28 protein-coding genes, 1 tRNA gene and 1 pseudogene are annotated in these 25302 nt (G+C 60.1%); 9 read left to right on the top strand and 21 right to left on the bottom strand.

Going from position 1 to position 25302, the window contains the following annotated elements; all coding sequences use genetic code 11:
- Window positions 1–99: 99 nt before the first annotated feature.
- From ACLEJR_RS15860 to ACLEJR_RS15845, 4 genes are all read right to left on the bottom strand, one after another.
- Window positions 100–393, bottom strand: coding sequence for a YcgL domain-containing protein (locus ACLEJR_RS15860; protein WP_440797551.1), 294 nt, complete (start codon window positions 391–393; stop codon window positions 100–102).
- Complete coding sequence (rnd, locus tag ACLEJR_RS15855; RefSeq protein WP_440814962.1) at window positions 390–1523, bottom strand: ribonuclease D; 1134 nt, start codon at window positions 1521–1523, stop codon at window positions 390–392. The genes ACLEJR_RS15860 and rnd overlap by 4 nt, the downstream gene beginning before the upstream one ends.
- Window positions 1524–1647: 124 nt before the next feature.
- Complete coding sequence (locus ACLEJR_RS15850; RefSeq protein WP_440797547.1) at window positions 1648–2286, bottom strand: class I SAM-dependent methyltransferase; 639 nt, start codon at window positions 2284–2286, stop codon at window positions 1648–1650.
- Between the two features lie 66 nt (window positions 2287–2352).
- Window positions 2353–4002 carry a phosphoethanolamine transferase gene (locus ACLEJR_RS15845; protein WP_440814961.1) on the bottom strand — a complete coding sequence of 550 codons (1650 nt, stop codon included), beginning with the start codon at window positions 4000–4002 and terminating at the stop codon, window positions 2353–2355.
- A 339-nt stretch (window positions 4003–4341) separates the two neighbouring features.
- On the opposite strand from ACLEJR_RS15845, the gene ACLEJR_RS15840 reads away from it, so the two are divergent.
- Window positions 4342–5274 (top strand): LysR substrate-binding domain-containing protein, encoded by a 933-nt coding sequence (locus tag ACLEJR_RS15840; RefSeq protein WP_440814960.1) that lies wholly within the window; start codon window positions 4342–4344, stop codon window positions 5272–5274.
- A gap of 3 nt (window positions 5275–5277) precedes the next feature.
- On the opposite strand, the gene ACLEJR_RS15835 is transcribed toward ACLEJR_RS15840, so the two are convergent.
- From ACLEJR_RS15835 to ACLEJR_RS15810, 6 genes are all read right to left on the bottom strand, one after another.
- Entirely contained in the window at window positions 5278–5643 is a 366-nt protein-coding gene (locus ACLEJR_RS15835; RefSeq protein WP_440814958.1) for a 5-carboxymethyl-2-hydroxymuconate Delta-isomerase, read from the bottom strand.
- Between the two features lie 87 nt (window positions 5644–5730).
- Window positions 5731–6645, bottom strand: a complete 915-nt coding sequence (locus ACLEJR_RS15830; RefSeq protein WP_440814956.1) for a LysR substrate-binding domain-containing protein — start codon at window positions 6643–6645, stop codon at window positions 5731–5733.
- A 280-nt stretch (window positions 6646–6925) separates the two neighbouring features.
- Window positions 6926–9010, bottom strand: coding sequence for a DUF6311 domain-containing protein (locus tag ACLEJR_RS15825; RefSeq protein WP_440814954.1), 2085 nt, complete (start codon window positions 9008–9010; stop codon window positions 6926–6928).
- Window positions 9007–9390 carry a GtrA family protein gene (locus tag ACLEJR_RS15820; RefSeq protein ID WP_440797536.1) on the bottom strand — a complete coding sequence of 128 codons (384 nt, stop codon included), beginning with the start codon at window positions 9388–9390 and terminating at the stop codon, window positions 9007–9009. Before ACLEJR_RS15820 ends, ACLEJR_RS15825 begins: the two co-directional genes overlap by 4 nt.
- Window positions 9387–10097 (bottom strand): class I SAM-dependent methyltransferase, encoded by a 711-nt coding sequence (locus ACLEJR_RS15815; RefSeq protein ID WP_440814952.1) that lies wholly within the window; start codon window positions 10095–10097, stop codon window positions 9387–9389. The genes ACLEJR_RS15820 and ACLEJR_RS15815 overlap by 4 nt, the downstream gene beginning before the upstream one ends.
- Window positions 10098–10099: 2 nt before the next feature.
- Window positions 10100–11068 (bottom strand): glycosyltransferase family 2 protein, encoded by a 969-nt coding sequence (locus ACLEJR_RS15810; protein ID WP_440814950.1) that lies wholly within the window; start codon window positions 11066–11068, stop codon window positions 10100–10102.
- A gap of 334 nt (window positions 11069–11402) precedes the next feature.
- On the opposite strand from ACLEJR_RS15810, the gene ACLEJR_RS15805 reads away from it, so the two are divergent.
- The 3 genes from ACLEJR_RS15805 to ACLEJR_RS15795 all read left to right on the top strand — a co-directional run bounded on the left by ACLEJR_RS15805 (window position 11403) and on the right by ACLEJR_RS15795 (window position 12997).
- Window positions 11403–11594, top strand: coding sequence for a YegP family protein (locus ACLEJR_RS15805; RefSeq protein ID WP_245145723.1), 192 nt, complete (start codon window positions 11403–11405; stop codon window positions 11592–11594).
- A 115-nt stretch (window positions 11595–11709) separates the two neighbouring features.
- Window positions 11710–12516 carry an AraC family transcriptional regulator gene (locus ACLEJR_RS15800; RefSeq protein ID WP_440814948.1) on the top strand — a complete coding sequence of 269 codons (807 nt, stop codon included), beginning with the start codon at window positions 11710–11712 and terminating at the stop codon, window positions 12514–12516.
- 112 nt (window positions 12517–12628) lie between these two features.
- Window positions 12629–12997: a cupin domain-containing protein gene (locus ACLEJR_RS15795; protein ID WP_440814946.1), complete on the top strand. Its 369-nt coding sequence runs from the start codon at window positions 12629–12631 to the stop codon at window positions 12995–12997.
- Window positions 12998–13072: 75 nt separating this feature from the next.
- On the opposite strand, the gene ACLEJR_RS15790 is transcribed toward ACLEJR_RS15795, so the two are convergent.
- Together ACLEJR_RS15790 and ACLEJR_RS15785 are read right to left on the bottom strand one after the other, a co-directional pair.
- Window positions 13073–13852 carry a methyl-accepting chemotaxis protein gene (locus tag ACLEJR_RS15790; RefSeq protein WP_440815030.1) on the bottom strand — a complete coding sequence of 260 codons (780 nt, stop codon included), beginning with the start codon at window positions 13850–13852 and terminating at the stop codon, window positions 13073–13075.
- 78 nt (window positions 13853–13930) lie between these two features.
- Window positions 13931–14707, bottom strand: a pseudogene (locus ACLEJR_RS15785) (MCP four helix bundle domain-containing protein); the annotation flags it as partial.
- 689 nt (window positions 14708–15396) lie between these two features.
- Here ACLEJR_RS15785 and ACLEJR_RS15780 point away from each other — a divergent pair.
- Entirely contained in the window at window positions 15397–15750 is a 354-nt protein-coding gene (locus ACLEJR_RS15780) for a DUF6124 family protein (protein WP_440814944.1), read from the top strand.
- Between the two features lie 265 nt (window positions 15751–16015).
- On the top strand, window positions 16016–16213 hold the full coding sequence (locus ACLEJR_RS15775; protein WP_440814942.1) for a hypothetical protein: 198 nt from the start codon (window positions 16016–16018) through the stop codon (window positions 16211–16213).
- Here the strand turns inward: ACLEJR_RS15775 and ACLEJR_RS15770 are convergent.
- The 7 genes from ACLEJR_RS15770 to dapA form a co-directional block, all read right to left on the bottom strand.
- Window positions 16198–16506 carry an addiction module antidote protein gene (locus tag ACLEJR_RS15770; protein ID WP_440814941.1) on the bottom strand — a complete coding sequence of 103 codons (309 nt, stop codon included), beginning with the start codon at window positions 16504–16506 and terminating at the stop codon, window positions 16198–16200. The genes ACLEJR_RS15775 and ACLEJR_RS15770 overlap by 16 nt on opposite strands.
- A gap of 2 nt (window positions 16507–16508) precedes the next feature.
- Window positions 16509–16802 carry a type II toxin-antitoxin system RelE/ParE family toxin gene (locus ACLEJR_RS15765; RefSeq protein WP_072409894.1) on the bottom strand — a complete coding sequence of 98 codons (294 nt, stop codon included), beginning with the start codon at window positions 16800–16802 and terminating at the stop codon, window positions 16509–16511.
- Between the two features lie 228 nt (window positions 16803–17030).
- Window positions 17031–17120 (bottom strand) — tRNA-Ser (locus ACLEJR_RS15760).
- 83 nt (window positions 17121–17203) lie between these two features.
- Window positions 17204–17917 (bottom strand): phosphoribosylaminoimidazolesuccinocarboxamide synthase, encoded by a 714-nt coding sequence (gene purC, locus ACLEJR_RS15755; RefSeq protein WP_440814939.1) that lies wholly within the window; start codon window positions 17915–17917, stop codon window positions 17204–17206.
- A gap of 27 nt (window positions 17918–17944) precedes the next feature.
- Entirely contained in the window at window positions 17945–18703 is a 759-nt protein-coding gene (locus ACLEJR_RS15750; RefSeq protein ID WP_440814938.1) for an MBL fold metallo-hydrolase, read from the bottom strand.
- A gap of 4 nt (window positions 18704–18707) precedes the next feature.
- Window positions 18708–19823 carry an outer membrane protein assembly factor BamC gene (gene bamC / locus ACLEJR_RS15745; protein ID WP_440797519.1) on the bottom strand — a complete coding sequence of 372 codons (1116 nt, stop codon included), beginning with the start codon at window positions 19821–19823 and terminating at the stop codon, window positions 18708–18710.
- Window positions 19824–19840: 17 nt separating this feature from the next.
- Window positions 19841–20719, bottom strand: a complete 879-nt coding sequence (dapA, locus tag ACLEJR_RS15740) for a 4-hydroxy-tetrahydrodipicolinate synthase (protein WP_440797518.1) — start codon at window positions 20717–20719, stop codon at window positions 19841–19843.
- A 313-nt stretch (window positions 20720–21032) separates the two neighbouring features.
- On the opposite strand from dapA, the gene ACLEJR_RS15735 reads away from it, so the two are divergent.
- Together ACLEJR_RS15735 and ACLEJR_RS15730 are read left to right on the top strand one after the other, a co-directional pair.
- Complete coding sequence (locus ACLEJR_RS15735; RefSeq protein ID WP_003184325.1) at window positions 21033–21593, top strand: glycine cleavage system protein R; 561 nt, start codon at window positions 21033–21035, stop codon at window positions 21591–21593.
- Between the two features lie 10 nt (window positions 21594–21603).
- Window positions 21604–22077: a peroxiredoxin gene (locus ACLEJR_RS15730; RefSeq protein WP_440797515.1), complete on the top strand. Its 474-nt coding sequence runs from the start codon at window positions 21604–21606 to the stop codon at window positions 22075–22077.
- A 201-nt stretch (window positions 22078–22278) separates the two neighbouring features.
- Here ACLEJR_RS15730 and ACLEJR_RS15725 read toward each other — a convergent pair whose 3' ends face one another.
- Window positions 22279–23349, bottom strand: a complete 1071-nt coding sequence (locus ACLEJR_RS15725) for an AI-2E family transporter (protein WP_440797513.1) — start codon at window positions 23347–23349, stop codon at window positions 22279–22281.
- A 31-nt stretch (window positions 23350–23380) separates the two neighbouring features.
- Window positions 23381–23620, bottom strand: coding sequence for a sulfurtransferase TusA family protein (locus ACLEJR_RS15720; RefSeq protein ID WP_025212368.1), 240 nt, complete (start codon window positions 23618–23620; stop codon window positions 23381–23383).
- A gap of 97 nt (window positions 23621–23717) precedes the next feature.
- On the opposite strand from ACLEJR_RS15720, the gene ACLEJR_RS15715 reads away from it, so the two are divergent.
- On the top strand, window positions 23718–25151 hold the full coding sequence (locus ACLEJR_RS15715; protein WP_440797511.1) for a M48 family metalloprotease: 1434 nt from the start codon (window positions 23718–23720) through the stop codon (window positions 25149–25151).
- Window positions 25152–25302: the final 151 nt, after the last annotated feature.

Here is a 25302-nt window from a genome sequence, read left to right as displayed (position 1 = left end):
CAGGGCAGACGAGCGCCGACAGAGTGTCACTCCATCCAGGCAATCGTCGCCAAAATCATTCGGTATTTCAGAAAATCCCAAGCGAACGCCCGGGCAGTGTCAGACCGGGTCGTTACGCCGCAGCAGCTCTTCGGGCAAATGTTCGATGTACTCGTCTTCGGCCGGTGGCATCTGCAGGTGATATCCCTGGGTGTCGAGGTTTTCCAATACCTTGTTGATGTCCTCCCGGGACAACTGCCGCTCGGGGCTCAACACCAGGTCAAAAGCATGGATGGCTTTGCCGAAGGCCGCCATCAACGGCTCCGGCACGCGGGCCAGGGCATCGCTTTTGAGCACATACAGGTACATCTCGTTTTTCTTCGAGCTTCGGTAAATGGAGCAGATACGTTTCAAGGCTGTTCTCCGGCAGTGGCCAGGCTGTCGAGCAGTGCCTGGCCCATCAATTCGCGGCGCCAGCCACGCAGCGAATCGGGCAATTGGTAAGGGCCCTCGGGAAAGCCGCTCTTGATCAGCGCCTCAAGGGTTTTCTTGCGCAACATCAGTTCGGGGGCGATCCCCAGGCGCTCGGCTTCAGCTTGCCCCAGCGCCCGCAGGCGCTTGACCAGCGCCGAGGCTTCGATGGGCAGTGGCTCGGCCACGGCCGGCGGCCACTGCTCGGGCGGTACGCTGGCGGCGCGCTGGATCAGGGCCAACAGGAATTCGCCGTCCTGGCGCACGGTGCGCGGGTGCATGTCTTCGATTTTTGCCAACGCGCCGAGATTGTCCGGCTGCGTACGGGCAAGCGGCCACAGCGAGTGCTCGCGGATGATGCGGTTGCGTGGCAGGTCACGTGCGCGCGCCTCGCGCTCGCGCCAGGCACACAGCTCACGCAACACGGCCAGTTGGGCACGGGACAGTTTCCAGGCCAGCTTGGCTTCGCGGTACACCTCGTACGGGTCGACTTCGCGACGCAGGTTGGCCACCAGCTCGGCGCCGTCCTCCAGCACCCAGGCGTATTTTTCGTCAGAAAGCTTGGGACGCAACTGTACGAAAACTTCCGCCAGATGCACGGCATCTTCCGCGGCATAGCTGATCTGGGTTTCGGACAGCGGCCGCTGCAGCCAGTCGGAACGGGTCTCGCCCTTGGGCAGCTCGATGCCCAGCACGTCCTGCACCAGCCGCGAGTAGCCCATGGAAAAACCGAGGTTCAGATAAGCGGCCGCCAACTGGGTATCGAACAGCGGCGCGGGCAGGCTGCCGGTCAGGCGCAGCAGCACTTCGAGGTCTTCGCTGCAGGCGTGCAGCACTTTGAGCACCGCCGGGTTTTCCAGCAGGGCCGCCAGAGGCTGCCAGTTGTCGATGGTCAAGGGGTCGATCAGGTAGGCGCGCTTGCCGTCGCCGATCTGCAACAGGCCGGCGATGGGATAAAAGGTGTCGACCCGCATGAATTCGGTGTCGAGGGCGACGAATGGCAACTGCTGCCATTCGGCGCAAAACTGACCGAGGCTATCGTTGTCGCGAATCCAGTGAATATCGATGGCCACACGGCTCTCCCTTGAAGAATGGCGCGCAGTATATATCGCCGTTGGCGGTTGCGAGCACCCATAGAGCAAGAGCCTGAGAGAAATCGCCTGCGCAAAAACAAGAATAGTCCTACATCAGGAGTTATCAGGTCTTACGCAGTACATAAACACGCGTCAATGCGAAACCGGGCAGGAAATCCTGGTACCACAGCACGCTGAACCCGGCCTGGCGAAACTCGGCCTCGATGTCAGCCTTGCCGGTCAGGCTTCGCTGCGGCGGACGGCCGAGCTTGAGGCGGCCTTCGATCCGGACCGAGACGATTACCGTGTCGCGACTGACCCGATGAAACTCGCGCAACAACGCCAGGCGATGCTCGCTGGCGCAAACGTGGCGAAACAATTGCAGACAACAAATGCAGTCCACCGCATTGGTGGACAAGCCGATGGTGAATGCCGAACTGGGAAACGTTCTGACCCGCGCCAGCAACGCCCCGCCATGGTGGGTGAGCGCATGCTCAAGCATGTCCGGCGAGGGATCCGCCGCGAGGATCACTCGGTTGGCATGTTCGGCCAGCACCGGCCAAAACCGCCCCGCACCGCACGTCACATCCAGCACCAGCCCGGGCTCTCCCGCCACTTTCAGGGCATTGCGCACCATTTGCTCGTCACGCCAGAACACCAGGCGCACCCGACGGGGTGCCGGCTGGCAACAGACTTGCGCATGCTGCTCATCGTGATGCCTGGCGAACTCAAGCTCGACGGCGCGCAGGGGTAACCCGGACATACAAACGGCTCTTGAATTGGTTGGATGACAGGTTAGACGCTCAGGCGTGAAAAAAAGGTGTAGGAATCATTCCCGCGCCAACACCCCGTCGATAACCGCACCGCGACAGTTGGCAAACATGTCCAGATCCCGGTTGTAGACCTGGCTGTTGACCTCCAGCAGTCCGAGCATCGAGTGAAACAGGTTGTCCTGGCTCAGGGGTTTTTCCCGGCTCAATTGCAGGCAATGGGTGTCGACCGAAAACGACTTCTGATAGCTGTCGGAGAACCAGGCGAGCATCGCCACGTGTTTCTGCTGTTCCGGGGCAAGCATGTAGGGCGTGCCATGGAGGAACAGGTTGTATTCGCCCAGCGACTCACCATGGTCCGAAAGGTACAGCATCGCCGTGTCGACCTTGTCCTGATTGGCCCGCAGCAGATCGATCAGGGTCGACAGCACATGATCGGTGTACACCAGGGTGTTGTCGTAGCCGTTGACGATGCTTTCACGGCTGCAGTTGTTCAACGCGTTGCTTTCGCACACCGGGGTGAAATGCTCGTACTCCTTGGGATAGCGCTTGAAATACTCCGGCCCGTGACTGCCCATCTGGTGCAGCACCAGCACCGTGTCCTTGTCGAGGGTATCGATGAAATGCTGCAAGCCCTGGAGCAGGATCTCATCGCGGCATTCGCTGTTGGCGCACAGGGCCGGATCCTTCAGATTGCTCACATCCTGCAAGGTGACCCGGTCGCACGTGCCCTTGCAGCCGGACTGATTGTCCCGCCAGATCACGTCCAGCCCGGCGCGCTTGAGCACATCCAGCAGGCCCTCTTCATTCTTGGCCTTGCTGGCGTCGTAGTTCTTGCGACCCATATTGGAAAACATGCACGGCACCGACACTGCGGTTTCGGTGCCGCAGGAATGCACGTCGGTAAAGGCGATCAGGCCGGCCTCTTTTTCCAACGTCGGCGTGGTGTCGCGGTCATAGCCGAGGATGCCAAAGTTCTCGGCACGGGCGCTCTCCCCTACCACCAATACCGTCAGGGATTTACGCGCGTGGGTTTGCCAGGCCGGGTTACGGCTGGCGTCCTCGCCCAATGGGATAAAGGGTTGCTTGGCCGACGCGACCTGCTCGCGCAGGTAGCCGATCGACGCGCCGATGTAGTTGCTCGGCACCACCATCAAGCGTAACTCGTGGTGGTTGCGAAACAACGAAGACAAGCCTTGGTAGTTGGCCATGGCAACCACACCGATCAGCGCCGCCGAGGCCACCCCCACCAGCAACTTACTGAGCAACTCCTTGGGCCAGCTGCGGTACTTGATCGGTGTCTTGAATAATAACCAGGAAGGCAACACGCCTAATAATCCGAGATAAACAAACAACTTCAGCGACAACAGGTCACGGACTTCCGTGGCGTTGGTTTCGGCAAAGTTGCGCAACATCTCGGCATCGATCAGCACGCCGTACTGAGCCATGAAATACGCCACACCGGCGCTGATCAGAAACAGCAGCATCAGCACGGGCTTGAGCACCGGACGGAACGCCAGGAGCGTCAACACAAGGTTGAAAGCAGCGAAAATCATCACGCCGAACGCCGCGCACATCAGCACGCCACGACCATCAGCCGAGGTGATCGAGAGCAGGTGTTGCCACAGAACAATGTTGAAGCCTGCCAAAAGAAAGGCACTGGCAACCAGCGTCACCCATTCCGGGCGCACGGCTTTAATAGTCAGCATGATAGTTGACGGCTTCCTGAAAGTTGCTCTTTGAAAAGAATGCCGGAAAAGGACTATGAAAAATTCGTTCCCTACGGCAGCACAAACTTTAGGTAGCCCACCATCAATTTTTCGTGAAAAAGTTGCTATTAAATTATTTTTTAAGCGCGTGGCCTGAAACGTCAGGGACGACGGATAAACGCCCGGCTGTTGATTGGAGGTCGTGTTCCCTACACTATCTGTCCCACTCCCGACCGTTGAACGGCCTGCATGGCATTCTCTTGGGACTATCGTTCCGCTAGGATCATCAGCCTGGTTTGCGCACGATCCGCGCAAGGAGCACAGCGAGAGACAGAACGGATGCTGAACAGTAATTCCCTAAGAAAGCTTGATATGCAAGACCTCATGGTGTTTAGCGCCGTGTACGAACAAAGCAGTGTCAGCGGTGTATCCGAGGCGCTGTGTGTCAGCCAGTCCACCGTCAGTTACTGCCTGAAGAAACTACGGACCTGTTTCGAAGACGAACTGTTTACCAACACCCGCAGCGGCATGCGTCCTACCTGCAAGGCCGTGGGCATGTACGATCATGTGCAGGCAATTCTGCAAAGCATCAACCTGTGCCATGCCGGTACGCCAACGTTCGACCCGACACGCGAAGCGGTGACCTTCAACATCTGTGCACCGGAATACTTCGAGCATTTGATTCTGCCGCAGTTGCTACAAGGCTTCGATTACGCCGACCTGCCGGTGGTCGTGAACGTGCACAAGCTGGAGGCCGACATTCCGGTCGATGGACTGCGCGACGGCAGCCTGGACCTGGTGATCTGCTTCGGTCCCAACTTTCACAGCCATCATGCCGACCTGCTGTCCCGGCAGCTGTTACAGGAGGATCTGGTCTGCGTCGTCGATAAACGGGCGGCGCCCCTGGAACTGCAACTGAGCCTTCAAACTTTCGTACGGCGCCGGCACATCTTTCCTACGCCCTGGACGTCACCCACCAACATGGTGGACGGCTGGCTCGCGCAACAGGCCCAGCAACGGCAAATCGCCGCACGCGCCAACAGCTACAGCGCTGCATTGAAGATGATCAGCGGCACCGACTTCATCCTCACCCTGCCCCGGCGCCTTCAGCAGCTGCTGGCCAGCGAGGCGATGTTCAATCACCACGAAGCACCCAATGGTCTGCCGGGATTTACCCTGGACATGCAGTGGACCCAGGCGGCCAATCAGGACAGCGCCAATAGCTGGCTGCGCGAACAGATCATCAAAGTCTGCGCCGGGCGAGATACCTAACCGTCAGTGACCGATAAGAGCCTTGGCATACGGGCCGCGGTCGATGTCGAGGATCTCTACGCACAACTGCACACTCAGGCCATCCGGCCACGGACCCAGTTCCTGGATCACCGCCAGCAGGCTATCGGCCAGCTGCTTCTTGATTTCGGGCGAGCGGCCGCTGAGCAGCGCCAGCTTCACGTGCACGAAACCGCGTTCACCGATGCCGGTGCCCACCCGGAACGTCTCGAGCTTGATGGCCCGGCTCTTGATATCCGACTCGGCGGCAAACTGACCGGACGCCACCAAGGCATTGTTCAGGCGCAACAGTGCGACATCGGCCTTGAGCTCCGGCAGGTTGGCGGTGTACTCCATGTGCAGGTGAGGCATGTGTTCGACTCCAATTCGAAAAAACGATGAGGTGATTCCAGCCGTCGCCACCTTAGCGCGACTTTATTCCTGACGGCAGATTTTGTTTCACCGCTGCCCGCGCTCGCCCATGAACGCCTCCAGCCGGGAGCGCAGCCAGCGTTCAGCCGGATCGCTGTCGACATGGCTCAGCCAGACCATCGACAAATCCAGGGTCGGGGTCGGGAAAGGATAGGGTTCGCTGAACAATCGGCCCGACGCAGCCATGGCGGCCGCAGTGTAATCCGGCATGCTGGCGATCAGGTCAGTGCCGGCCAGCAACGCGGGCAAGGCGCTGTACTGCGGCACCGACAACACGACCCTACGCTGACGGCCGATCTCGGCCAGCCATTCGTCAGCGAGACCGGCGACGTTCGCGGTGTGAGAGACCAGCACGTGGGGGCGCGAGCAATATTCGTCGAGGGTCAGCGGCGTATCCGATGCATCGGCGCGCAACACCCGAGGCTGGATGTGCCGCAACAACTTGCGCTTGGCATTGGCCGGCAACCCACGCGTCTGGCTGATGCCCACGGTGATATCGCCCGATGCCAGCAAATCGGGAATGCGCCAGTAATCCGCGTGCTGGACCACAAACACCACGTTCGGTGCTTCCTGGCGCAGGCTGCTCAACAGCGGCGGCAGCAGCCCGAACTCCACATCGTCCGAGAGCCCGATGCGAAAGGTCATGGTGCTGCTGGCGGGGTCGAAATCATGCGTCAGGCTCAGGGCCATCGACAGCGAATCCAGCGCCGGCGACAGATGCCGGATGATCTCTTCGGCCCGGGCAGTCGGCTCCATGCGATGGCCAACGCGAATGAACAGCGGATCGTTGAACATCTTGCGCATCCGATTGAGCGCCGAGCTGATGGTCGGCTGGCCCAGAAACAACTTCTCCGCCACCCGCGTCACGTTGCGCTCAAGCATCAGCGTCTCGAATACCACCATCAGATTGATGTCGGTCTTGCGCAATTCGTTGCGGTTCATCCACTGCTCCTATCCCCTGACTGTAGGAAGTGTAGGAACGACGGTGGCTGCGCGTCTATGCGCAAAAAGTCCAAACGCCAAACACAATTGCATAAGCGCGGCTTTTTTGTGGCGAGGAGATTTATCCCCGTCGGGCTGCGCAGCAGCCCCATTAGCACTGGCGGTAACTCAGCGGATCGTATGCAGGTTTTGGGCTGCTGCGCAGCCAGCGGGGATAAATCCCCTCGCCACAGGGCAACATTTCCCCGGTCCAGACAGATGGATCAGCGTTGTTGAAGGGTCACTTTACGGTCAGGGATTTTAGCCCCAGCGCCATGACCCGTTCATCAGTGCCCAGCCCCAACGCCTTGGGGCTGATTGCATCAGGCAAATGAAAGTGCAGACGCACTTGCCCATCGGCACCCGACGCTTCACGCATCGCCGGCGTCAGGGGCAATTCCAGGGTGTTGTCCTGTAAACGCGTGAATTGAGTCGACAACGCCGCCACGCCATTGACCGAAACCTCGACCCGCTGGCTTGTATGATTGGGCTGTACGAAGGCTGCCGTTTCGATCGAAATGGCGCGGGCCTCTGGCGGTACCTGCAACGTCATTTCAGCCTCGGTGCCCTGCGACCAGGTGCCCCAATCCTCGACCTGCCCCCAGCCGCTGACCAACATGCCGTTGATCCGGTTGAACACCTGGCGCTCACCGGGCTTCACTCTCACGTCCAGGGTCTCGTGGGCAAAAGGTGCGCATTCGGCGCAAGACTTCCAGCCTGGTGCCAGCACCACCAGGCCATCGATGCGGGTCAACAGGTCGGTCTGGCGGTTGACGGTTTTCGCCGCTTCGAGCGCCGCACGGCTGTCGAGGATGTACAACGAATCATTGTCATACTGCCCGCTGGCGAGCATACGTTCAGCGTGCTGTTGAGCGTGCGCAAGCTCCCGGGTGCCCATCCGCCCCAAGTAAACGCCATCGGTTTCCAAGCCATGGGTCAAAGCGTATTGGCTGGTCAACAGCCAGTTTTCCGGCTGGTTCTGCGGCAGCAACGAGCGGACTTTCGAATAATGACCGCCGGCGTTGTCCCAGAATGGATCGGTGAGCGGCGTAGGCCAAGTGGACGCCGGTGGCACCATCCGGCTCTTGCGCAGGCCAGCCCAGCCGGCGCGGGTATCCAGAACCTGGACCACCAGGGCAATCGTCAACAGGCACACAGCAGCCCTCGGTCGATTGCCCCGGACGACCAGGAAGATGATGACAAACACGATGGCATAGAAGACCGGCCAGAACATCCGGCCCGCAGCGCGAAACACGTTCGCCATCAGCTCAAGGGGTTTCGGTAGCCAGATATGGACATCCAGCATGCCGATACCGAGCTTGTTGGTCAGCGAAAAAAGCGTCAGCCCGACCAGCGCCCACAGCAACAACTTTCTAGCGCGTATGGCCCCGAGCAACCCCGTATCACCCTGTAGCAACGCCGCGCCGGCGCAGATCGCCAGCATCAGGACGCCCGCCCCCAGATAATTGAAGCCCTCGTAGTCCCCGGGTCCCTGGGGCATATCCCACAGGATGAACGACCAGCCACTGGGGTCGACCAGCGATAGTACATTCAAGCGATACAAACCATAGCCACCTGCTACAGTCCCGCCGCCCACGCTGAAGTAGCCCGCCTGCCAACAGCAGAACGCGACCAACAGGAACAATCCGCCCAGCTCGATGCAGCCGTCGCGCAGGGACAATTGGCGCTTGAGAACCTTGCCGGCAAGGTCTGCCAGCCAGATCAGCGCGACCATCGCCAACAGGTACGCATGCACCAGCGCGGTGGCGGCCAACAATACGCCCCAGGCCAGCCGCCGACTGTGCAGACCGGGCCGTAGCGCCAGGTACAGGGCAGCCAGGATCAGGAAATGTCCGGACAGCGACAGATGCCCGCCCATGCGCAGGAACATGGGGGGCGAAAACACGAATAACCCGGTCCCCAATAACCGGATCCACAACGACGGTGTCACCAGGCCGACCAACCGCCAGGCAAACCAGGCCTGCAAGATAAAACAGGCCAGCAACCACAGGCCGAAATACTGGAACGTCTCGGGAAGCCAGGCGTTGAATGGCTTGAACATCAACGCCAACAGCGGATTGGAATCGGAAAAAATGATGCCGTTGCCCAACTCCAGGCCATAGGAGGGGTTCAGCCCCAACGGAAAGGTCCAGGGTGAATGGCGAAAAAACGCCCAGCCCATGTAATGGGTGGCCGCATCGCCCTCCCCCAGCCAGGCGATGTTCGTCGGGTCCAGGACCCGAGGGCCGATCACCAGCAGAAACGCCAATGCACCCAGCAGCACGGGCAACAGGAGAGACAAATAACGCTCGCCACGAACGGTCATCGATACGTCCAGAAGTTATGCAGGATAAAGGTGAACGCCGGAATGATCAGTGCCACGGCCGCGATGCCCGCCAGGTAATTCAGGCCTGCGCTCTGGGCCACCCAGGCCACCAGCATCGCCAGTGCGAAACCGCCGGTTGAAACCAGCACGAAACGGTAGAGCGTGCGACCGTGCAGGCGACTGGAGAAACTCCACAGGGTGTTGATCAGATAGGACACCACCGTCGCCACCAGGAACGCGAAACCGTTGGCCAGTGGGGGATTCGCCAGGATCAAATGCATGAAGAACACGGCGGCCAGCACGTGGATCGCCGTCACGAACAAGCCGGTCACGGCAAAGCGCAGGGCCCGTCGCAACAGCGGCGTGCGGACCCAGGTCACGGCTTCTGCGCCAGGCAAAACACAGTCAGGCCAGCGATGCGATTGGCGCCCATGAACGGACGCTCCAGGCTGCACAGGGACTTCAAGACACCATTGACCAGCGGATGATGCCGCGCCAGCTGCGACCTGGCCGGCGCCTGCGAGGTGCTGCGCTGCAACAGGCGCAAGCCGGCGGCGATGGGAAACACCAGGCCGAAATAATACGCACCCTGGCGCACCTGCAGACCCGCCTGCGCCACGACGCCTTCCAGCTGTCTGAGCGTATAGCGACGCTTGTGTTCGAGAAAATCGTCATGACCGCTCCAGAGAAACTGGAAGGCCGGCACAGTGATCAGGAAACGGCTGCCGGACGGCACTTTGTCGACATAAGCCTTGAGCAGCCCGACGTCGTCATCCACGTGTTCCAGTACGTCCATCAGCAACACCAGGTCCGCGTCCAGCCCATCGACGGCGCGTCGGTAGTGCACCGGTTTCCCATGGGTACGGGCGTCGGAATCGGCCGGGTAACTGATGTCCACGCACCAGGCCTCGGCCGTTTCGGTATGGGTCAACAGATGGTGGGAAAAAAAGCCCGATCCGGCACCCACGTCCAGCAGCGTATTGGCCGATGTGCCCTTGAGCATGTGCAGCATCGCCCGCGCTTTCGAGCGGTAGTACCAGTGCTGCTCGATATCCGGGCCCAGGATGTCGGTTTCCTTGAGGTCCATGGTCAGTCCTTGGCGTCATAGATGCGCCGTACCAGGAAAATCGGTCGACGCTTGGATTCGATGTAGGTGCGGCCCAGGTATTCGCCCAGCACGCCGATGCCGATCAATTGCAACCCGCCAAGAAAGGTGACCGCGACCATCAGCGAGGCGTAGCCGGGCAGGTCAACCCCTGAAATCAGCGTTCGCAGCACGATGAACATGGCGAACGCAAAGGACACCAGCGAAACGCACAGCCCCAGGTACGTCCAGATACGCAGCGGTTCGGTGCTGAAACTGGTAATGCCTTCAAGGGCGAAGTTCCACAGTCGCCAGCCGTTGAATTTGCTTTCCCCGGCAGCGCGCTCAGGCCTGACGTAATCCACATAAGTGGTTCGAAATCCCACCCAGGCAAACAGCCCTTTCATGAAGCGTCGGGATTCAGGCAGGGTTTGCAGGGCATCGACCACACAGCGATCCATCAAGCGGAAATCGCCGACGTTTTCCGGGAGCTTGTGATCGGCGATCCTGTTGTGCAGGCGATAGAAACCGTTGGCGGACACCTGTTTGGCCCAGGAATCGGAATCGCGATTGATCCGATGCCCCAGCACCACTTCGGCACCGTTGCGCCAGTGGGCGATCATTTCCAGGATCACCTCGGGAGGGTCTTGCAGGTCGACGTCGATCGGCACCACCGCCTGGCCGCGCGCTGCTTGCAGACCGGCGCTCAACGCCGCCTCCTTGCCGAAGTTGCGACTCAGGTCTACGACCCGGATGCGCGGATCGCTCTTCTGTCTTTCCAGCAGCAATCCTAACGTATCGTCGACGCTGCCATCGTTGACGAACACCAGCTCCAGGCTCACCAGCGCTTGGTCGACAAAGACCTGATCGATCCTGGCGATGAACAAATCGATGGACTGGGCTTCGTTGAAGACGGGAATGACGAGCGAAAGCGCTAGACGACCTTGTAGATCCGTTCCTGGATATTCAGTCACTTGATGGCTCTTTTTCTTATAGTGTTTTCAGTCCCGTCAGGCTTGCGGCCCTGGGCCCCACGGATCTGGCGTCAATGACGACGACTGCATCGGAACGTATTAAGCAGGAGCGGACAAGGCAACGCAAGGATGAAACCGGCACCTGGAGCAGACTCATGGTTCGCAAGATGACCTGTTCTGATCATCGGGTCTAGCCTCCGATTCAAGCCCGAGTCGGTAATATCTATTCACCAATGGATACGAATTTCCCGTAGCCAAAAACTTCAGCTTGGCTAGGCTTGCAGCCACATGTGCAACACATGTCTAGAATGAATCAATCGCAGGGAGCGAATCGATGTACTTTGAAATCTACCGTCAGACCCGAGGCACCCAAAGCAGCGGAAGAGGCCAATGGCGCTGGCGCCTGAGGGCCGGCAATCACGAGACCATCGCCAGCGGCGAGTCCTACGTGAACAAGAGTGACTGCCTGCACGTGATCGGGTTGATCAAGAACGTCCAGGGCGAGACGCCTGTGAAGGAGATCTGAACAGCGTCGCGCTGTATCGACAGACAGGCCGGTACCCGAGCCTGTCTGGTCCTGGTATTCGCACTTTCCCCTGGGTCAGGTATGGTGCGTGGACAACCGTGAGAGGCCGGTCGCAATGACCCTATCCAACCACCATCGCGACTGGCTGAAGCGGGCTCCTGACTCGAGGAAGCTGGAGCGCATCGAGGCCTATTTCAGCGGTCATGGCTACAACGCCCATCGGCATGACACCTACGCCATTGGCGTCACGCTTTCCGGCGTCCAGAGCTTCAACTATCGCCACAGCAAGCGTCACAGCCAGCCCGGGGGCACCATTGTCCTGCACCCGGACGAAATCCACGATGGCGAAGCCGGAACCAGCGACGGGTTTCGTTACCGGATGTTCTACATAGAGCCGTCGGTGATCCAGCAAGTGCTGGGGGGCAAGCCGCTGCCCTTCATCGAAGGCGGACTGTCCAGCGATCCTCGTCTCAACATCGCGACCCGCCGGCTACTAAGCAGCATCGATCACTCCCTCGACCCGCTGGAGGAAGAAGACGCTATCTACGATGTGGCCCAGGCCCTCGACCTCGCCGCCGGCAACCGACGTGGACGGCAAATGATCGACTACCCCGCAGCGGAGCGTGCGCGCCTGTTCATCCATGATGTCCTGGACCAGGTGATCACCCTGGACGACCTGGTGCAGGCCAGCGGTCGGGATCGTTGGAGCCTGTCCCGGGACTTCCGCGCGCTGTACGGCACCAGCCCCTATCGCTACATCACCCAGCGCCGCCTCAACGAAGCCCGTCGCCTGGCCTTCCAGGGCATGGCGTGGAGCGAGGTGGCGCTGGCCTGTGGCTTTTTCGATCAGAGCCACATGACCCGCCTGCACACCCAGGCCTTCGGCATCTCACCGGCACGTTGGTTGAACATGCTTCGATGAACACACGCAGCTCCCTCGCCACAATAAATCCTCGCAAGGCTGCACAATCGTACAATCCCTCCCCGTGGCCGGGCAGTAAGGTGGCGCTTTCCACCTCATTCGAGTCCTCGTCATGACCCATTACGCTCCAATCAACTTCACCGAGAAATACGCCCTGTTCCACGATCAATGGGCCCCGAAAGTCGTGGCCGAGATGAACGACTACCAGTTCAAGATCGTCAGGCTGGAGGGAGATTTCATCTGGCACGTCCACGTCGAGACCGATGAAACCTTCATCGTGCTGGAAGGCGAGCTTCGTATCGACTTTTGCGACGGCATGGTGACCATCGGTGCGGGCGAGATGTACGTGGTCAAAAAAGGCATCGAGCACAAGCCCAGTGCCGAACGGGAAGTGAAATTGCTACTGATCGAGCCCCGTGGCGTGCGTAATACCGGTGAAGAAACCAACGAGCGAACCGCGATCAATGACGTCTGGATCTGAGCGCACACCCAGCGCAATCACCGGATGATGATTGCGCTGGGCTCATGTGCGTTCAATACCCAGGACGAACCGGACTCAGGTGCGGAAGCGACCGGTCAGTTCCGCGAGGTCTTTCGACAGGCTGGAAAGTTGCCGGCTGGCGAGCATGCTCTGGGCCGAGTTCTCCGCCGCTTCGTTGGACAAGTCACGGATGTCGGAGATGTTGCGGGCAATTTCCTCGGTGACGCTGCTCTGTTCTTCGCACGCATTGGCAATCTGCGCGGCCATGTCGTTGATCCGCTGGATTGAGCCGCTGGTGCCGCTGAGGACCTGATCGACGCCGCCGGCACGCTCGACGCTGTCCCGAGCCTTGTTGCTCCCGACCTGCATGGCCTGGACCGCCTTGGCGACACCGGACTGCAGGCGTTCGATACGGACCTGGATGTCCTTGGTCGAATCCTGGGTGCGCGCCGCCAGCGCCCGGACCTCGTCGGCCACGACAGCGAAGCCCCGGCCCTGCTCGCCCGCCCGCGCCGCCTCGATGGCCGCATTCAGTGCCAGCAGGTTGGTCTGTTCGGCAATGCCGCGGATCACTTCGAGCACCGCGCCGATGCTGGAGGTTTCCTGTGCCAACGCCTCGATGGTGCCCGAAGCGCTCTCTACTTCCTGGGCCAACTGGCGGATCGATTCAATGGTGCTGCTAACCACCTCGGCGCCATCGCGAGACTGGCTGCTGGCTTGCTGCGCGGCTTGCGAAGCATTTACAGCGTTATGTGCCACTTCATGCACAGCGGCACTCATCTGGGTCGCAGCCGTACTCACCTGATCGAGCGCCGCATGCTCACTGCTGATCAGTTGATCATTGGTCGCCGCCATATTGGCCATGGCACGTGCCGCCGCATCCACCTCGCCAGTGACCCGGCCTACTTCGGCGATCAACGGCTGCAACTTATCGAGAAAGCGGTTGAACGCGCCGCCAAGCTGCCCCAGTTCATCAGCCGAACGCACCTCGAGACGCCCCTTCAAATCACCACCGCCCTCGGCAATCTGCTCGACGCGATGCAGCAAGCGACGCATGGGGCTCAACACCACCATGGGCAAGACCACGATCAGCAGCGCACACCCCAGCAGACCGACCAGCAAGATGCCGCCCTGTTGCACCTCCACCGCCAGCCCGTGATCTATGGCCGTCTGACCCTCGCGGTTGGAAGCCGCATCTTCCAGCTCACCGAGCTTGTCGATGGCGTCACGCATGGTATCGAACTTACTTTCACCCTCACCGAAACTCAGTGCACTGGCGGCCTGCGGATTACTCGTCGCCTGCTCGACCACTTGCCGGGAAATCTGCGACCACTGGGCAAAGCGATCATTGAATTGACTGACCAACGCCATCGCCTCGGGCCCCGGCTGCATCGCCGCGTATTTCTGTACCCGGTCATAGGCCTGCTTCAGATTGTCCCGATGACTGGCGCGCAAGGCCTCCAGATGATCCCCGGCATTACCGCCCAACAGGCTGCGCTCGGCGACGAAAGCCTGGTAGAGATCCCGGTCGGCGTTGAGCAACAGGCTGATCGCCGGCAGGTACCGATTGGTCAACTGAGTGCTGGACTCAGTCACTTGCCCAATCCCCCGCATGCCCGACCACCCCATCAGCACCAGCAACAACGCCAGGAATGCAATGGGCAAGGTGATTTTCCAGCGGAAGCCCAGATCGGCGAAAAACCGTGGCATGGGTACTACTCCTTTTCGAGGGTATGTCTTTAGCTATCGGCAGAGGTGGGGCCTGCTAGAGAGACGGTAGACCAAATTGTCACAGGGTGGTGACATACGATGGAGAATCGCATTGGGAACTGCTTGGCTCGAGGGAGAGAACGATCAGGATCTGCTTGGCTTTCCGTGGCGAGGGAGCTTGCTCCCGCTGGGCTGCGAAGCGGCCCCTTTTCTGTGAGTGCTTCGCACTCAAGCGGGAGCAAGCTCCCTCGCCACGGATGCATTCCAGCTCTAAACAGTGGGCGGGCCTTTACTCATAGGCGCCGTCTCAGCAAGACGGGTAGCCAGTCCTACAACCATACATACCCGGAAACACCAAGCCCACGGATCCCGGCTACGTTACCTTGCGCCTTTGCCTACAACTAAGCCAGAATCCGCCCGCTTGTGCGCCTTTGCCGGCACCGGTAGCTTGGTTCCCGTCACTGCTCATCAGTGATCGGGTTTAGCGACCCGAAGGGTATGGACGCATCAGCACTCCTGATCTAGTTGCAGGTATTCATGTCCGCAACGGTTGCAATGGTGGCTGTGCGCGGGAGATCTTCGGATCTGCCGGGCTCCTGTACCCCCGGTTCGCTAACCTGCGTACAGCCGCCACCCTTACTTGTTTAGCGACAAGTCATGGTGGCTCAAACAGGTACAGGAGTTTTACTATGTTCAAGGTCACCCCCAACCCACCGGAAACGGACCCCAGCTCCGCCGGCCTCGATCCAAAAAAAGTCCAGGAAGCCATCGACCGGGCGCAGGATTACTACTTGAAGCCAAAGGAAGCCGACACTAAAAGCGATCCATCACCGGGTCAGCTCTTCACGGTCGTCGAGGGCATCGACAATGAAACCCTGCTCGCCAATCTCAGCGAAAACCTGGCCTCGGCCAATGCCATGATCAACGACCTGACATTCGACCTCGAAGGGTCACGTCGACGTGTGGCAATGGGTATCCTGCAGGTGATCGAACTGAGCGAGCTGTTGGCGAATCGGGTATTGGATAACATTGATCCGCGCTAGCGAAGCAACCTCAAACGATCAGGCCTCTGGGATGCTCAATATTTCAGAGGTCTGATTGACGAGGCTTCCAATCTTCTTCAGGTTTACTCCGTCGAAAGCGACTGACCAGATGAGATAGAGCGCTTCCCAGCGGTGAAAGCCGTAACCGCGCAAGGCGGTTCGCAAGTGGTGTCTGGATCTGCTTTACCGAACACGAAAAAAGGCACCTATGGCTCTTTTTTCGTTTCTGCCCAGGTAATACCAAGAGGCTGTCTAGAGAACTCCGATGAAGACCATAAAAGCCGACAGCGCACACAAAAAAATCGCTCAAGACCAGCTGACGTTTGCTGATGTCCGACAAGCAGCGCGTGCTGGTCTAAAAGCGTTCGATAAATTTGTACTCACTGGCAAGCTTCCTATTATTCATAATCGCGGCCTGCTCCCAATCACCGCTGTCCAATCCACTCTTCAGGCAGGTGAATGATTAGTCGCATGCCCAGGCTGTGCATGAAGATCAATGCCTAGCGCATGAATGACCTTGAGTACGGTATCAAATCTCGGTTTTGATCCGGGGGCGAATGCCTTGTACAAGCTTTCTCGTCCCATACCGGAGTCTTTAGCGATCTGCGCCATGCCTCGGGCCTTGGCTACATAGCCGATCGCTCGGAGAAACTCCTCGGTATCACCATCAGCCAACACCTGAGAAAGGTATTCACTGATCGCTTCGTCGCTATCGAGTAGTGCCGCCATGTCGAATGTCGTCAGGTGTTGGCTCATGCTCAAATTTCCTTTGCCAATTTCTTCGCTCGCCGGATATCAGCACTCTGTGAAGACTTGTCGCCCCCAGCCAGTAGCACGATGACCACTCCACCGCGCATGGTGAAATAAACCCGGTAGCCAGCGCCTACATCCACACGCAACTCTGAAACACCATCACCGACAGGTTTCACATCGCCCAGGTTACCTGCTGCGGCGCGATCAATGCGGCGGGCGATTGCGATTTTTGCTCGCAGATCACGAACCGATGAATGCCAAGCAGTAAACGTCTGCGTTTGCTGAATGAGATAATTCATGGGTGGACAGTATCCAGTTGGATACAAAAAGTCAAGATGCTGATGCTGGTCATCCCTCCGTATTCTCAATCCGGGGTGAGGGACCTGATGTAGAACTGGTGCAACTGGCTGCTGACACCGTAGCAGCGCAAAGAGTGCCTGTAACGACAGTTATTACGTAGAATCTCTATATAGAATTTCTTCCACAAAAAAGCCCCGTGACCTAAGTCTACGGGGCTTTTCGTATAGTGGCGGAGAGATAGGGATTTGAACCCTAGGTACTGTCGCCAGTACAACGGATTTCGAATCCGTCCCGTTCGGCCACTCCGGCATCTCTCCAGTGGCGCGCATCATACCAGCACATTCGCCGGAAGCGAACCCCCGAGCGAATTTTTTTCCGCGCTATCAGATGCTTGCGTCGATTACAGCGGTACACCCAGGCGCTGGGCGACTTCTTCATAGGCTTCGATGACGTCACCGAGGCCCTGGCGGAAGCGGTCCTTGTCCATCTTCTTCATGGTGTCCTTGTCCCACAGACGGCAGCCGTCCGGGCTGAATTCGTCGCCCAGGACGATGGAGCCGTCGCTGAACACACCGAATTCAAGCTTGAAGTCCACCAGCAGCAGCCCGGCGTCGTCGAACAGTTTGGTCAGCACTTCGTTGACCTTGAGGGACAACTCCTTCATGCGCGCCAGTTGCTCGGCGGTGCCCCAACCAAAGGCCACGACGTGGGATTCGTTGATGAACGGGTCGCCCTTGGCGTCGTCCTTCAGGAACAGTTCGAAGGTGTAGGGGTTGAGCTTCATGCCCTCTTCCACGCCCAGGCGCTTGACCAGGCTGCCGGCGGCATAGTTACGCACGACGCACTCGACCGGGATCATGTCCAGCTTCTTGACCAGGCATTCGTTGTCGCCCAGCAGCTTATCGAACTGGGTCGGCACGCCGGCGGCTTCGAGTTTCTGCATGATGAAGGCGTTGAACTTGTTGTTCACCATGCCCTTGCGGTCCAGCTGTTCGATGCGCTTGCCGTCGAACGCCGAAGTGTCGTTGCGAAACAGCAGGATCAAGCGGTCGGCGTCGTCGGTCTTGTAAACCGACTTGGCTTTGCCGCGGTAGAGTTCTTCACGTTTTTCCATGATGGGCTCCGCTTGCTAAGTAGTGGGCTAGGCGATATGTCGCCAGTCGAGCCCTGAATCTTGATCGGCCAGTTGCAGCCAGTCCGGGTCGCACCCGAGGGTGTCGACAAAACATTGCCGGGCCAGCTGCGGCAGGTTGTTCTTGCTGCTCAGATGGGCCAGGACCAGGTGTTGCAGGCCTTGCCAGCCCAACTCGGCCACCAGGTACGCCGCCTGGTGGTTGTTCAAATGTCCGTGCTCCCCACCCACGCGCTGCTTGAGGAAGTACGGGTAGTAACCCTGCGCCAGCATGTCGCGGCAGTGGTTGGACTCGATCATCAAGGCATCGAGGTCCCGGTAACTGTCCATGACCCGGTCGCAATACGACCCAAGGTCAGTGAGCAAGCCGAAACGCCGCTCGCCGTCGCTGAACACGTACTGCGTTGGCTCCCGGGCGTCGTGCGCCACGCTGACCACGCTGATATCCAGGGCACCAATGCGCAATTGCTCGCCACCGGCCACGAAACCCGCTGGCTCGATGGGTTTGCGCAGGCCACCCAGGGTGCCTCGGCTCAGGTACACCGGCAGATTGTAGCGCCGAGACAGCAAACCCACGCCATGCACGTGGTCGGCATGTTCGTGGGTCACGAGTATCGCGCTCAGTTGCGCCGGGTGCACACCCAGGCGCAACAGGCGCTTCTCGGTTTCCCGCAGGGAGAAACCGCAATCGACCAGCACGTATGTGCCAGCGCTGGCGATCAGCGTGCCGTTGCCCTGGCTACCGCTGCCGAGAACGGCAAAACGCATCGGATCAGCCCAGGTTGTCCTGAATCACGCTCAACACTTTACGCGCCACATCGGCCGGCGCCACGGTATTGATGTTCTTCTCGACGGTCACCTGGACGCTATCGCCCACCTTGCTCAGGCGAACCTGATAGCGCTCGGCGCGGGCTTCGACTTCTTCCTTGTCCGGCTTGCTGCCGAACAGACCGCTGAAGAAGCCAGGCTTCTCGTCTTTTTTCTCGGCCTTTTCGGCGAGGTTGATGTAGTACAGGCCCAGGCTGCGGTTAATGTCTTCAACCCGCCACTCGCCCTGTTCCAATGCACGGCCAACACTCGACCAGGCCCGGTCCAGGTCGGAGCCGACGTTGAGCACCGGGTTGCCGCTGCCGTCTTCGCTCAGGCTGACGCGGCTCGGCGTATCGTAGTCCCGGGTGGCCAGCATCGAGACGGAACCGCCCTGCTCGGCGGTGCGGCTCATGCTGGCAAGCAGGTCGTCCACCAGCGCGGCGTCGAGGCCGGTATTGACCGAACGGTTGGTGAACGCTACGTCGGCGGTGCTGCCGGCAGGACGCTCGGCGCTGACCACGTAGATTTCGCTGGTGTTGCGCTGCACACCCGGCTCGATGCGCACCCGCACGCGGGTTTCGCTGTCGGAAGCGACACCGGCGGCGCTCAGGCGCTTGGCCATGGCGGCGGACAGCTCATCGGCACGCTGCCAGGTGGTGGTGAATTCGCCCGTTTGCGGACGCTGTTCGTCCAAGCGGAAACCGTTGTCCTGGAAGAACTGGATCGCCACCGGCCAGACTTCGGCCGGTGGATGCTGACCCATGACCCAGCTGGAGTCGCCGCTCTTCTGCAAGGTGTAGTCGCTGGCATCGGCAATGGCCGACAGCGGTTGCGGACGTGGAACAACATATTCGCCCTTGACGCTGTCGTCGGCGACGTTGCGCGGGATCGGCAGCAGCGGATCCAGTCGCTTGGCGACGTTGACGTCTTGTGGCAATTGCATCGGTGCAGTCTGTTGCGCTTGCAGGTAATCGCTACCACGGTCGCGGAAGTAACCCTCCGGCCCCCAGATCCACCCGCAGCCACTGGTGCTGGAGATAATCAAGGCAAGTGCGGAAAGTCCGGCCATTCGCTTCATGCGTTGTACTTCCTCAATTAAACCAGGACGCCGGACTGGCGCATGGCCTGCCGCAGCGGTTCATGACAGGTTGTGCTCAGCCAGGTCAGTGGCAGGCGGATGCCCTCGTGCATCAGGCCCATCTCCACCAACGCCCACTTCACCGGGATCGGGTTGGCTTCGATGAACAGGTCCTTGTGCAGCGGCATCAGTTTTTCGTTGATGGCCCGTGCGGTCTCGGCGTCGCCCTTGAGCGCGGCCTCGCACAGGTCGGCCATTTCGCGCGGAGCGACGTTGGCGGTGACGGAAATGTTGCCCTTGCCACCCAGCAGCATCAGTTCTACTGCGGTCGGGTCGTCGCCGGACAGCAGGATGAAGTCCTTGCTGACGCCATCGAGAATGGCCTTGGCACGCTTCAGGTCGCCAGTGGCTTCCTTGATACCGATGATGTTCGGCACGCTGGCCAGGCGGATCACGGTCTCGGCCTGCATGTCGCAGGAGGTGCGGCCGGGAACGTTATAGAGGATCTGTGGGATGTCGACTGCTTCGGCAATGTGCTTGAAGTGCTGGTACAAGCCTTCCTGGGTCGGCTTGTTGTAGTACGGCACGACCAGCAGGCAGGCGTCGGCGCCGGCTTCCTTGGCGTTGCGGGTCAGCTCGATGGCTTCACGGGTCGAGTTGGCGCCGGTGCCGGCGATGACCGGGATGCGACCGTTGACCTGCTTGACCACGGCACGGATGACTTCGATGTGCTCATTGACGTCGAGGGTCGCCGACTCGCCGGTGGTGCCGACAGCGACAATGGCATGGGTGCCGTTCTCAAGATGGAAGTCCACGAGTTTGCTGAGGCTGGCCCAGTCAAGATGCCCTTGTGCATCCATGGGTGTGACCAGTGCCACCATACTGCCCGCAATCATGAAACCGCTCCTGCCGGAAAAAGAGAGCGGTAATGGTACTGGCGCCAAGATGCTTGTACAAGCGAACTACCATTCCCCTTGGCGATGGTTTTCGCTACCCTTCAGGCTTTGATCGGTACCGATAAGCTCACCAGCCGGTTCCAAGCCTTCGTTTTCGTCGCCACAAGCCCCGATCCTGCGTTTGTCCGGGTGCATTCCCGCCTTCAGGAATGCAGCGCAACCCCGGCACAGGGCTTGAGCCGTACGTTCCACGCGGGCCTGGCGCCGTGTCGAGCCGCAAGGCGCCGACCGCTCATCGCTTTAGGAATGCTGCATGTCCACCCCCACAGTCCGCGAACAATTCCTTGTCATCAGTGCCCTTGGCGCCAACCCCATGGAGCTGACCAACGTCCTGTGCCGCGCCAGCCATGAAAACCGCTGCGCCGTCGTGACCTCACGCCTGACCCGCCATGGCGAATGCAGCGCGCTGGTGCTCGAGATTTCCGGTAGCTGGGACGCCCTGGCCCGCCTGGAAGGCAGCTTGCCCGTGCTGGCCAAGAAGCACGCCTTCACGGTCAACGTGGTGCGTAGCGCCGCGCTGGAGAACCGTCCCCAGGCGCTGCCCTATGTGGCCTACGTCAGCTCGGCCTACCGCCCGGACATCATCAACGAGCTGTGCCAGTTCTTCATGGATCACCACGTCGAGCTGGAAAACCTGACCTGCGACACCTACCAGGCGCCGCAGACCGGCGGCACCATGCTCAACGCCACGTTCACCGTGACCCTGCCGGCCGGCACCCAGATCAGTTGGCTGCGCGATCAGTTCCTGGATTTCGCCGACGCGATGAACCTGGATGCCCTGATCGAACCGTGGCGCCCACAAAACCCAATGTAAGGAAGCGTTCATGGCCGTTGCCATCGACCAGCCGGTTACCGATTTCCAGGCCCCCGCTACCAGCGGGCAGACCGTCAGCCTCGCCGCCCTCAAGGGCAAGCAGGTGGTGATCTACTTCTACCCCAAGGACAGCACTCCCGGCTGCACTACCGAAGGCCAGGGTTTTCGTGACCAGTACTCGCAGTTCCAGGCGGCCAACACCGAGGTGTTCGGTGTCTCCCGGGACAGCCTCAAGTCCCACGAGAATTTCAAGTGCAAACAGGAGTTCCCGTTCGAGCTGATCAGCGACAAGGACGAGGCCGTCTGCCAGTTGTTCGATGTGATCAAGCTGAAGAAGCTCTACGGCAAGGAATACCTGGGCGTGGATCGCAGCACGTTCCTGATCGACAAGAATGGCGTGCTGCGCCAGCAATGGCGTAGCGTGAAGGTGCCGGGGCATGTGGATGCGGTGTTGGCCGCGGCTCAGGCGCTCAACAAGGCCTGAGACATTTTCATTGTTGGTTCTGACGCTATCGCGAGCAGGCTCGCTCCCACATTGGATCTGTGTTGTTACATAGATCCCTGTGGGAGCTGGATCTGTGCTGCTGCAGAGATCCCTCTGGGAGCTGGATCTGTGCTGCTGCAGAGATCTCTGTGGGAGCGAGCCTGCTCGCGATGAGGCCATCAGCCTCAACCGATAAAACCACTACAATAACGGCGCTACCACCGGTTCCTTGCTCGGCCACGCATCCAGCACCGCCTTGAACAGTGTCGCCAGGGGAATGGCAAAAAACACCCCCCAGAATCCCCACAACCCGCCAAATAGCAATACCGCGCAGATAATCGCCACCGGATGCAGGTTCACCGCCTCGGAGAACAGCAGCGGCACCAGCACGTTGCCGTCCAGAGTCTGGATGATCCCGTAGACCGCCATCAGGTAAATGAACTGATCGCTCCAGCCCCACTGGAACAGCGCAATCAAGGCCACAGGCACGGTCACCACCACGGTGCCGACGTAAGGCACCACCACCGAAATCCCCACCAGCAACGCCAGCAAGGCCGCGTAGTTGAGCCCCAGCGCCACGAAACCGATATAGGTCACGCCGCCGCAGATGAAAATCTCGATGACCTTGCCGCGAATGTAGTTGGCGATCTGCCGGTTCATCTCCTGGGCCACCCGCGTGATCAACGCCCGTTCCCGAGGCAGGTAGCCCCGCACCCAACGCCCGATCATCTCCCGGTCCTTGAGGAAGAAAAACACCAGGATCGGCACCAACACCAGGTAGATCATGATGTTCACCAGCAACGGCAGGCTCGACAGCGAAAACGTCAGCGCCCACTGACCGAACTTGCCGATCTGGCCACGCGCCACCTCGATGGTCTGCAGCACCTGCTCATCGGACACCAGATGCGGATAGCGCTCGGGCAGCAGCAACAGCAACGACTGCCACTTGGCAAGCATGCCCGGCAGCTCGTTGAACAAGGTCACCAATTGATGCCAGAGCAACGGCACGACGACTACCATGAACACTACCAACAAGCCCATGAACAGCGCGAACACCAGCCCGACCGCCACGGTGCCGGGTAGCCTCAGACGCTCGAGCGTAGTGACCAGCCCTTGCATCAGGTACGCCAGCACCATGCCCGCCAGCACCGGCGCCAGCATGCCGCCCAGGGTGAGCACCGCAGTGAAGGCCAGGAACAGCAGCACCGCCAGGACCACCGCTTCTTCATCGGAGAAGTAGCGCTGGATCCAGTCGCGTAACACTTTGAACATCAAAAAATCCTTAAGAAACGCCTGGGATGATTCAGGCTTTTTTCAGCCAGTAGCGGTAGACGCCGTTGTCATCTTCTTCGCGCAGCAGCGTATGACCGGCCAACCGGGCAAAGGTGCGGAAGTCGCGCTGGGAGCCCGCATCCGTGGCGGTGACCTTGAGCACAGCGCCGCTGGCCAGGCGATTGAGTTCCAACTTGGCCTTGAGCAACGGCAACGGACAGTTCAGGCCGCTGGCGTCCAGTTCGGCATCGTGGGCTACAGCATCGGTCATCGGTTCGCTCCGCGCAGGTCGTTGGGCCGCCTAGAATATCTGGTCCCGAGCCCGGTGTCCGGCTACAGTAAGGTCTTTGTCGACTAAGGCTTCGTGCATGACATTTCTGCGCCCCACCCTGCTGACGCTCGCTTGCCTGCTTGCCTCACCGGGCTTCGCCGACGACCTGCCGTCACTCGGCGACGCCAGTTCTGCCATCGTCTCGCCAGAACAGGAACACCAGCTGGGTCGCGCCTGGCTGGCCTTGCTGCGCAGCCAGGTTTCACAACTCAACGACCCGCAGCTCAAGGATTACGTGGAAACCAGCGTCTACAAACTGGTGGAAACCAGCCAGGTCAATGACCGGCGCCTGGAGTTCATCCTGATCAACAGCCCGCAGCTCAACGCCTTCGCCGCGCCCGGCGGCATCGTCGGGGTCAACGGCGGGCTGTTCCTCAATGCCCAGACCGAAGGCGAATATGCCTCGGTCATGGCCCACGAACTGGCCCACTTGTCGCAGCGCCACTTCGCCCGTGGCGTCGAAGCCCAGCAACGCATGCAAGTGCCGATGATGGCCGCACTGCTGACCGGTATCGTGATCGCCGCGGCCGGTGGCGGTGACGCCGGGATCGCCGCCATTGCCGGGACCCAGGCCGCGGCCATCCAGGAACAGCGGCGCTTCTCTCGCCAGAACGAGCAGGAAGCCGACCGCATCGGCATCCTGAACCTGGAGAGGGCCGGCTACGATCCACGCTCCATGCCGACAATGTTCGAGCGCCTGATGCGCCAATATCGCTTCGACGCCAGGCCGCCGGAGTTCTTGCTGACGCACCCGGTGACCGAATCGCGGATCGCCGACACCCGTAACCGCGCCGAACAGGCCAAGCCGGGGGGCATCGAGGACAGCATGCGCTATCAACTGATCCGCGCACGGGTCCAGTTGATTTATGAAGAAACCCCGGGCCTGGGTGCCAAACGCTTCCGGGCGCAACTGGATGAAAATCCAAAGAACGACGTGGCCCGCTATGGCCTGGCGATTGCGCAGATCAAGGGCGGCCAGCTCAATGAAGCCCGCGAGAACCTCAAGCCGCTGCTCGCCAAATCGCCGAACGAGATCATCTACAACCTGGCCCAGGTCGACCTGGACATCACCAGCAACAAGCTGGCCGATGCCCAGTCTCGCGTCGACCGGATGCTGAGCCAATACCCCGGCAACTATCCGCTCAACCAGGTACGCGTCGACCTGCTGCTCAAGCAGAACCGCCCCGCAGACGCCGAGAAAGCCTTGGAAAACCTGCTCAAGACCCGTCCGGACGATCCGGATGTCTGGTACATGGTGGCCGAGACTCGCGGGTTGTCGGGCAACATCATCGGCTTGCACCAGGCGCGGGCCGAGTACTTCGCCCTGGTGGGCGATTACCGTCAGGCGATCCAGCAGTTGGACTTTGCCAAACGGCGGGCCGGCACGAACTTCCCACTTTCGTCACGCATCGATGCCCGCCAGCGGGAGCTCATGGAGCAGGAGCGGATGGTCAAGGACATGATGGGGTGATGGAAAACAGAGCATTCGCGGACCTGGCACCGAACGTCTTGTGGGAGCGAGCTCGCTCGCGATAGCGGTGAGCCAATCACCCTCTTCGCCAGCTGATCGACCGCTATCGCGAGCAAGCTCGCTCCCACAGGGGTCATGGGCTGCTCAATCT

Source organism: Pseudomonas sp. SMN5 (assembly GCF_052041925.1).
Taxonomy (GTDB): Bacteria; Pseudomonadota; Gammaproteobacteria; order Pseudomonadales; family Pseudomonadaceae; genus Aquipseudomonas.
This window is presented reverse-complemented; position numbering and strand designations above follow the sequence as displayed.

Bases quoted from the DNA above. Each gene is read 5' to 3' on its own strand.
- ACLEJR_RS15790 (WP_440815030.1), bottom strand. From the start codon at position 13,852: ATGGCGGCGACCAATGATCAACTGATCAGCAGTGAGCATGCGGCGCTC.
- ACLEJR_RS15775 (WP_440814942.1), top strand. From the start codon at position 16,016: ATGAAGACCATAAAAGCCGACAGCGCACACAAAAAAATCGCTCAAGAC.
- ACLEJR_RS15795 (WP_440814946.1), top strand. From the start codon at position 12,629: ATGACCCATTACGCTCCAATCAACTTCACCGAGAAATACGCCCTGTTC.
- ACLEJR_RS15840 (WP_440814960.1), top strand. From the start codon at position 4,342: ATGCTGAACAGTAATTCCCTAAGAAAGCTTGATATGCAAGACCTCATG.
- dapA (WP_440797518.1), bottom strand. From the start codon at position 20,719: ATGATTGCGGGCAGTATGGTGGCACTGGTCACACCCATGGATGCACAA.
- bamC (WP_440797519.1), bottom strand. From the start codon at position 19,823: ATGAAGCGAATGGCCGGACTTTCCGCACTTGCCTTGATTATCTCCAGC.
- ACLEJR_RS15720 (WP_025212368.1), bottom strand. From the start codon at position 23,620: ATGACCGATGCTGTAGCCCACGATGCCGAACTGGACGCCAGCGGCCTG.
- ACLEJR_RS15750 (WP_440814938.1), bottom strand. From the start codon at position 18,703: ATGCGTTTTGCCGTTCTCGGCAGCGGTAGCCAGGGCAACGGCACGCTG.
- ACLEJR_RS15800 (WP_440814948.1), top strand. From the start codon at position 11,710: ATGACCCTATCCAACCACCATCGCGACTGGCTGAAGCGGGCTCCTGAC.
- ACLEJR_RS15835 (WP_440814958.1), bottom strand. From the start codon at position 5,643: ATGCCTCACCTGCACATGGAGTACACCGCCAACCTGCCGGAGCTCAAG.
- ACLEJR_RS15815 (WP_440814952.1), bottom strand. From the start codon at position 10,097: ATGGACCTCAAGGAAACCGACATCCTGGGCCCGGATATCGAGCAGCAC.
- ACLEJR_RS15715 (WP_440797511.1), top strand. From the start codon at position 23,718: ATGACATTTCTGCGCCCCACCCTGCTGACGCTCGCTTGCCTGCTTGCC.
- ACLEJR_RS15765 (WP_072409894.1), bottom strand. From the start codon at position 16,802: ATGAATTATCTCATTCAGCAAACGCAGACGTTTACTGCTTGGCATTCA.
- ACLEJR_RS15770 (WP_440814941.1), bottom strand. From the start codon at position 16,506: ATGAGCCAACACCTGACGACATTCGACATGGCGGCACTACTCGATAGC.
- ACLEJR_RS15735 (WP_003184325.1), top strand. From the start codon at position 21,033: ATGTCCACCCCCACAGTCCGCGAACAATTCCTTGTCATCAGTGCCCTT.
- ACLEJR_RS15825 (WP_440814954.1), bottom strand. From the start codon at position 9,010: ATGACCGTTCGTGGCGAGCGTTATTTGTCTCTCCTGTTGCCCGTGCTG.
- ACLEJR_RS15730 (WP_440797515.1), top strand. From the start codon at position 21,604: ATGGCCGTTGCCATCGACCAGCCGGTTACCGATTTCCAGGCCCCCGCT.
- ACLEJR_RS15845 (WP_440814961.1), bottom strand. From the start codon at position 4,002: ATGCTGACTATTAAAGCCGTGCGCCCGGAATGGGTGACGCTGGTTGCC.
- ACLEJR_RS15780 (WP_440814944.1), top strand. From the start codon at position 15,397: ATGTTCAAGGTCACCCCCAACCCACCGGAAACGGACCCCAGCTCCGCC.
- ACLEJR_RS15850 (WP_440797547.1), bottom strand. From the start codon at position 2,286: ATGTCCGGGTTACCCCTGCGCGCCGTCGAGCTTGAGTTCGCCAGGCAT.
- purC (WP_440814939.1), bottom strand. From the start codon at position 17,917: ATGGAAAAACGTGAAGAACTCTACCGCGGCAAAGCCAAGTCGGTTTAC.
- ACLEJR_RS15805 (WP_245145723.1), top strand. From the start codon at position 11,403: ATGTACTTTGAAATCTACCGTCAGACCCGAGGCACCCAAAGCAGCGGA.
- ACLEJR_RS15830 (WP_440814956.1), bottom strand. From the start codon at position 6,645: ATGAACCGCAACGAATTGCGCAAGACCGACATCAATCTGATGGTGGTA.
- ACLEJR_RS15725 (WP_440797513.1), bottom strand. From the start codon at position 23,349: ATGTTCAAAGTGTTACGCGACTGGATCCAGCGCTACTTCTCCGATGAA.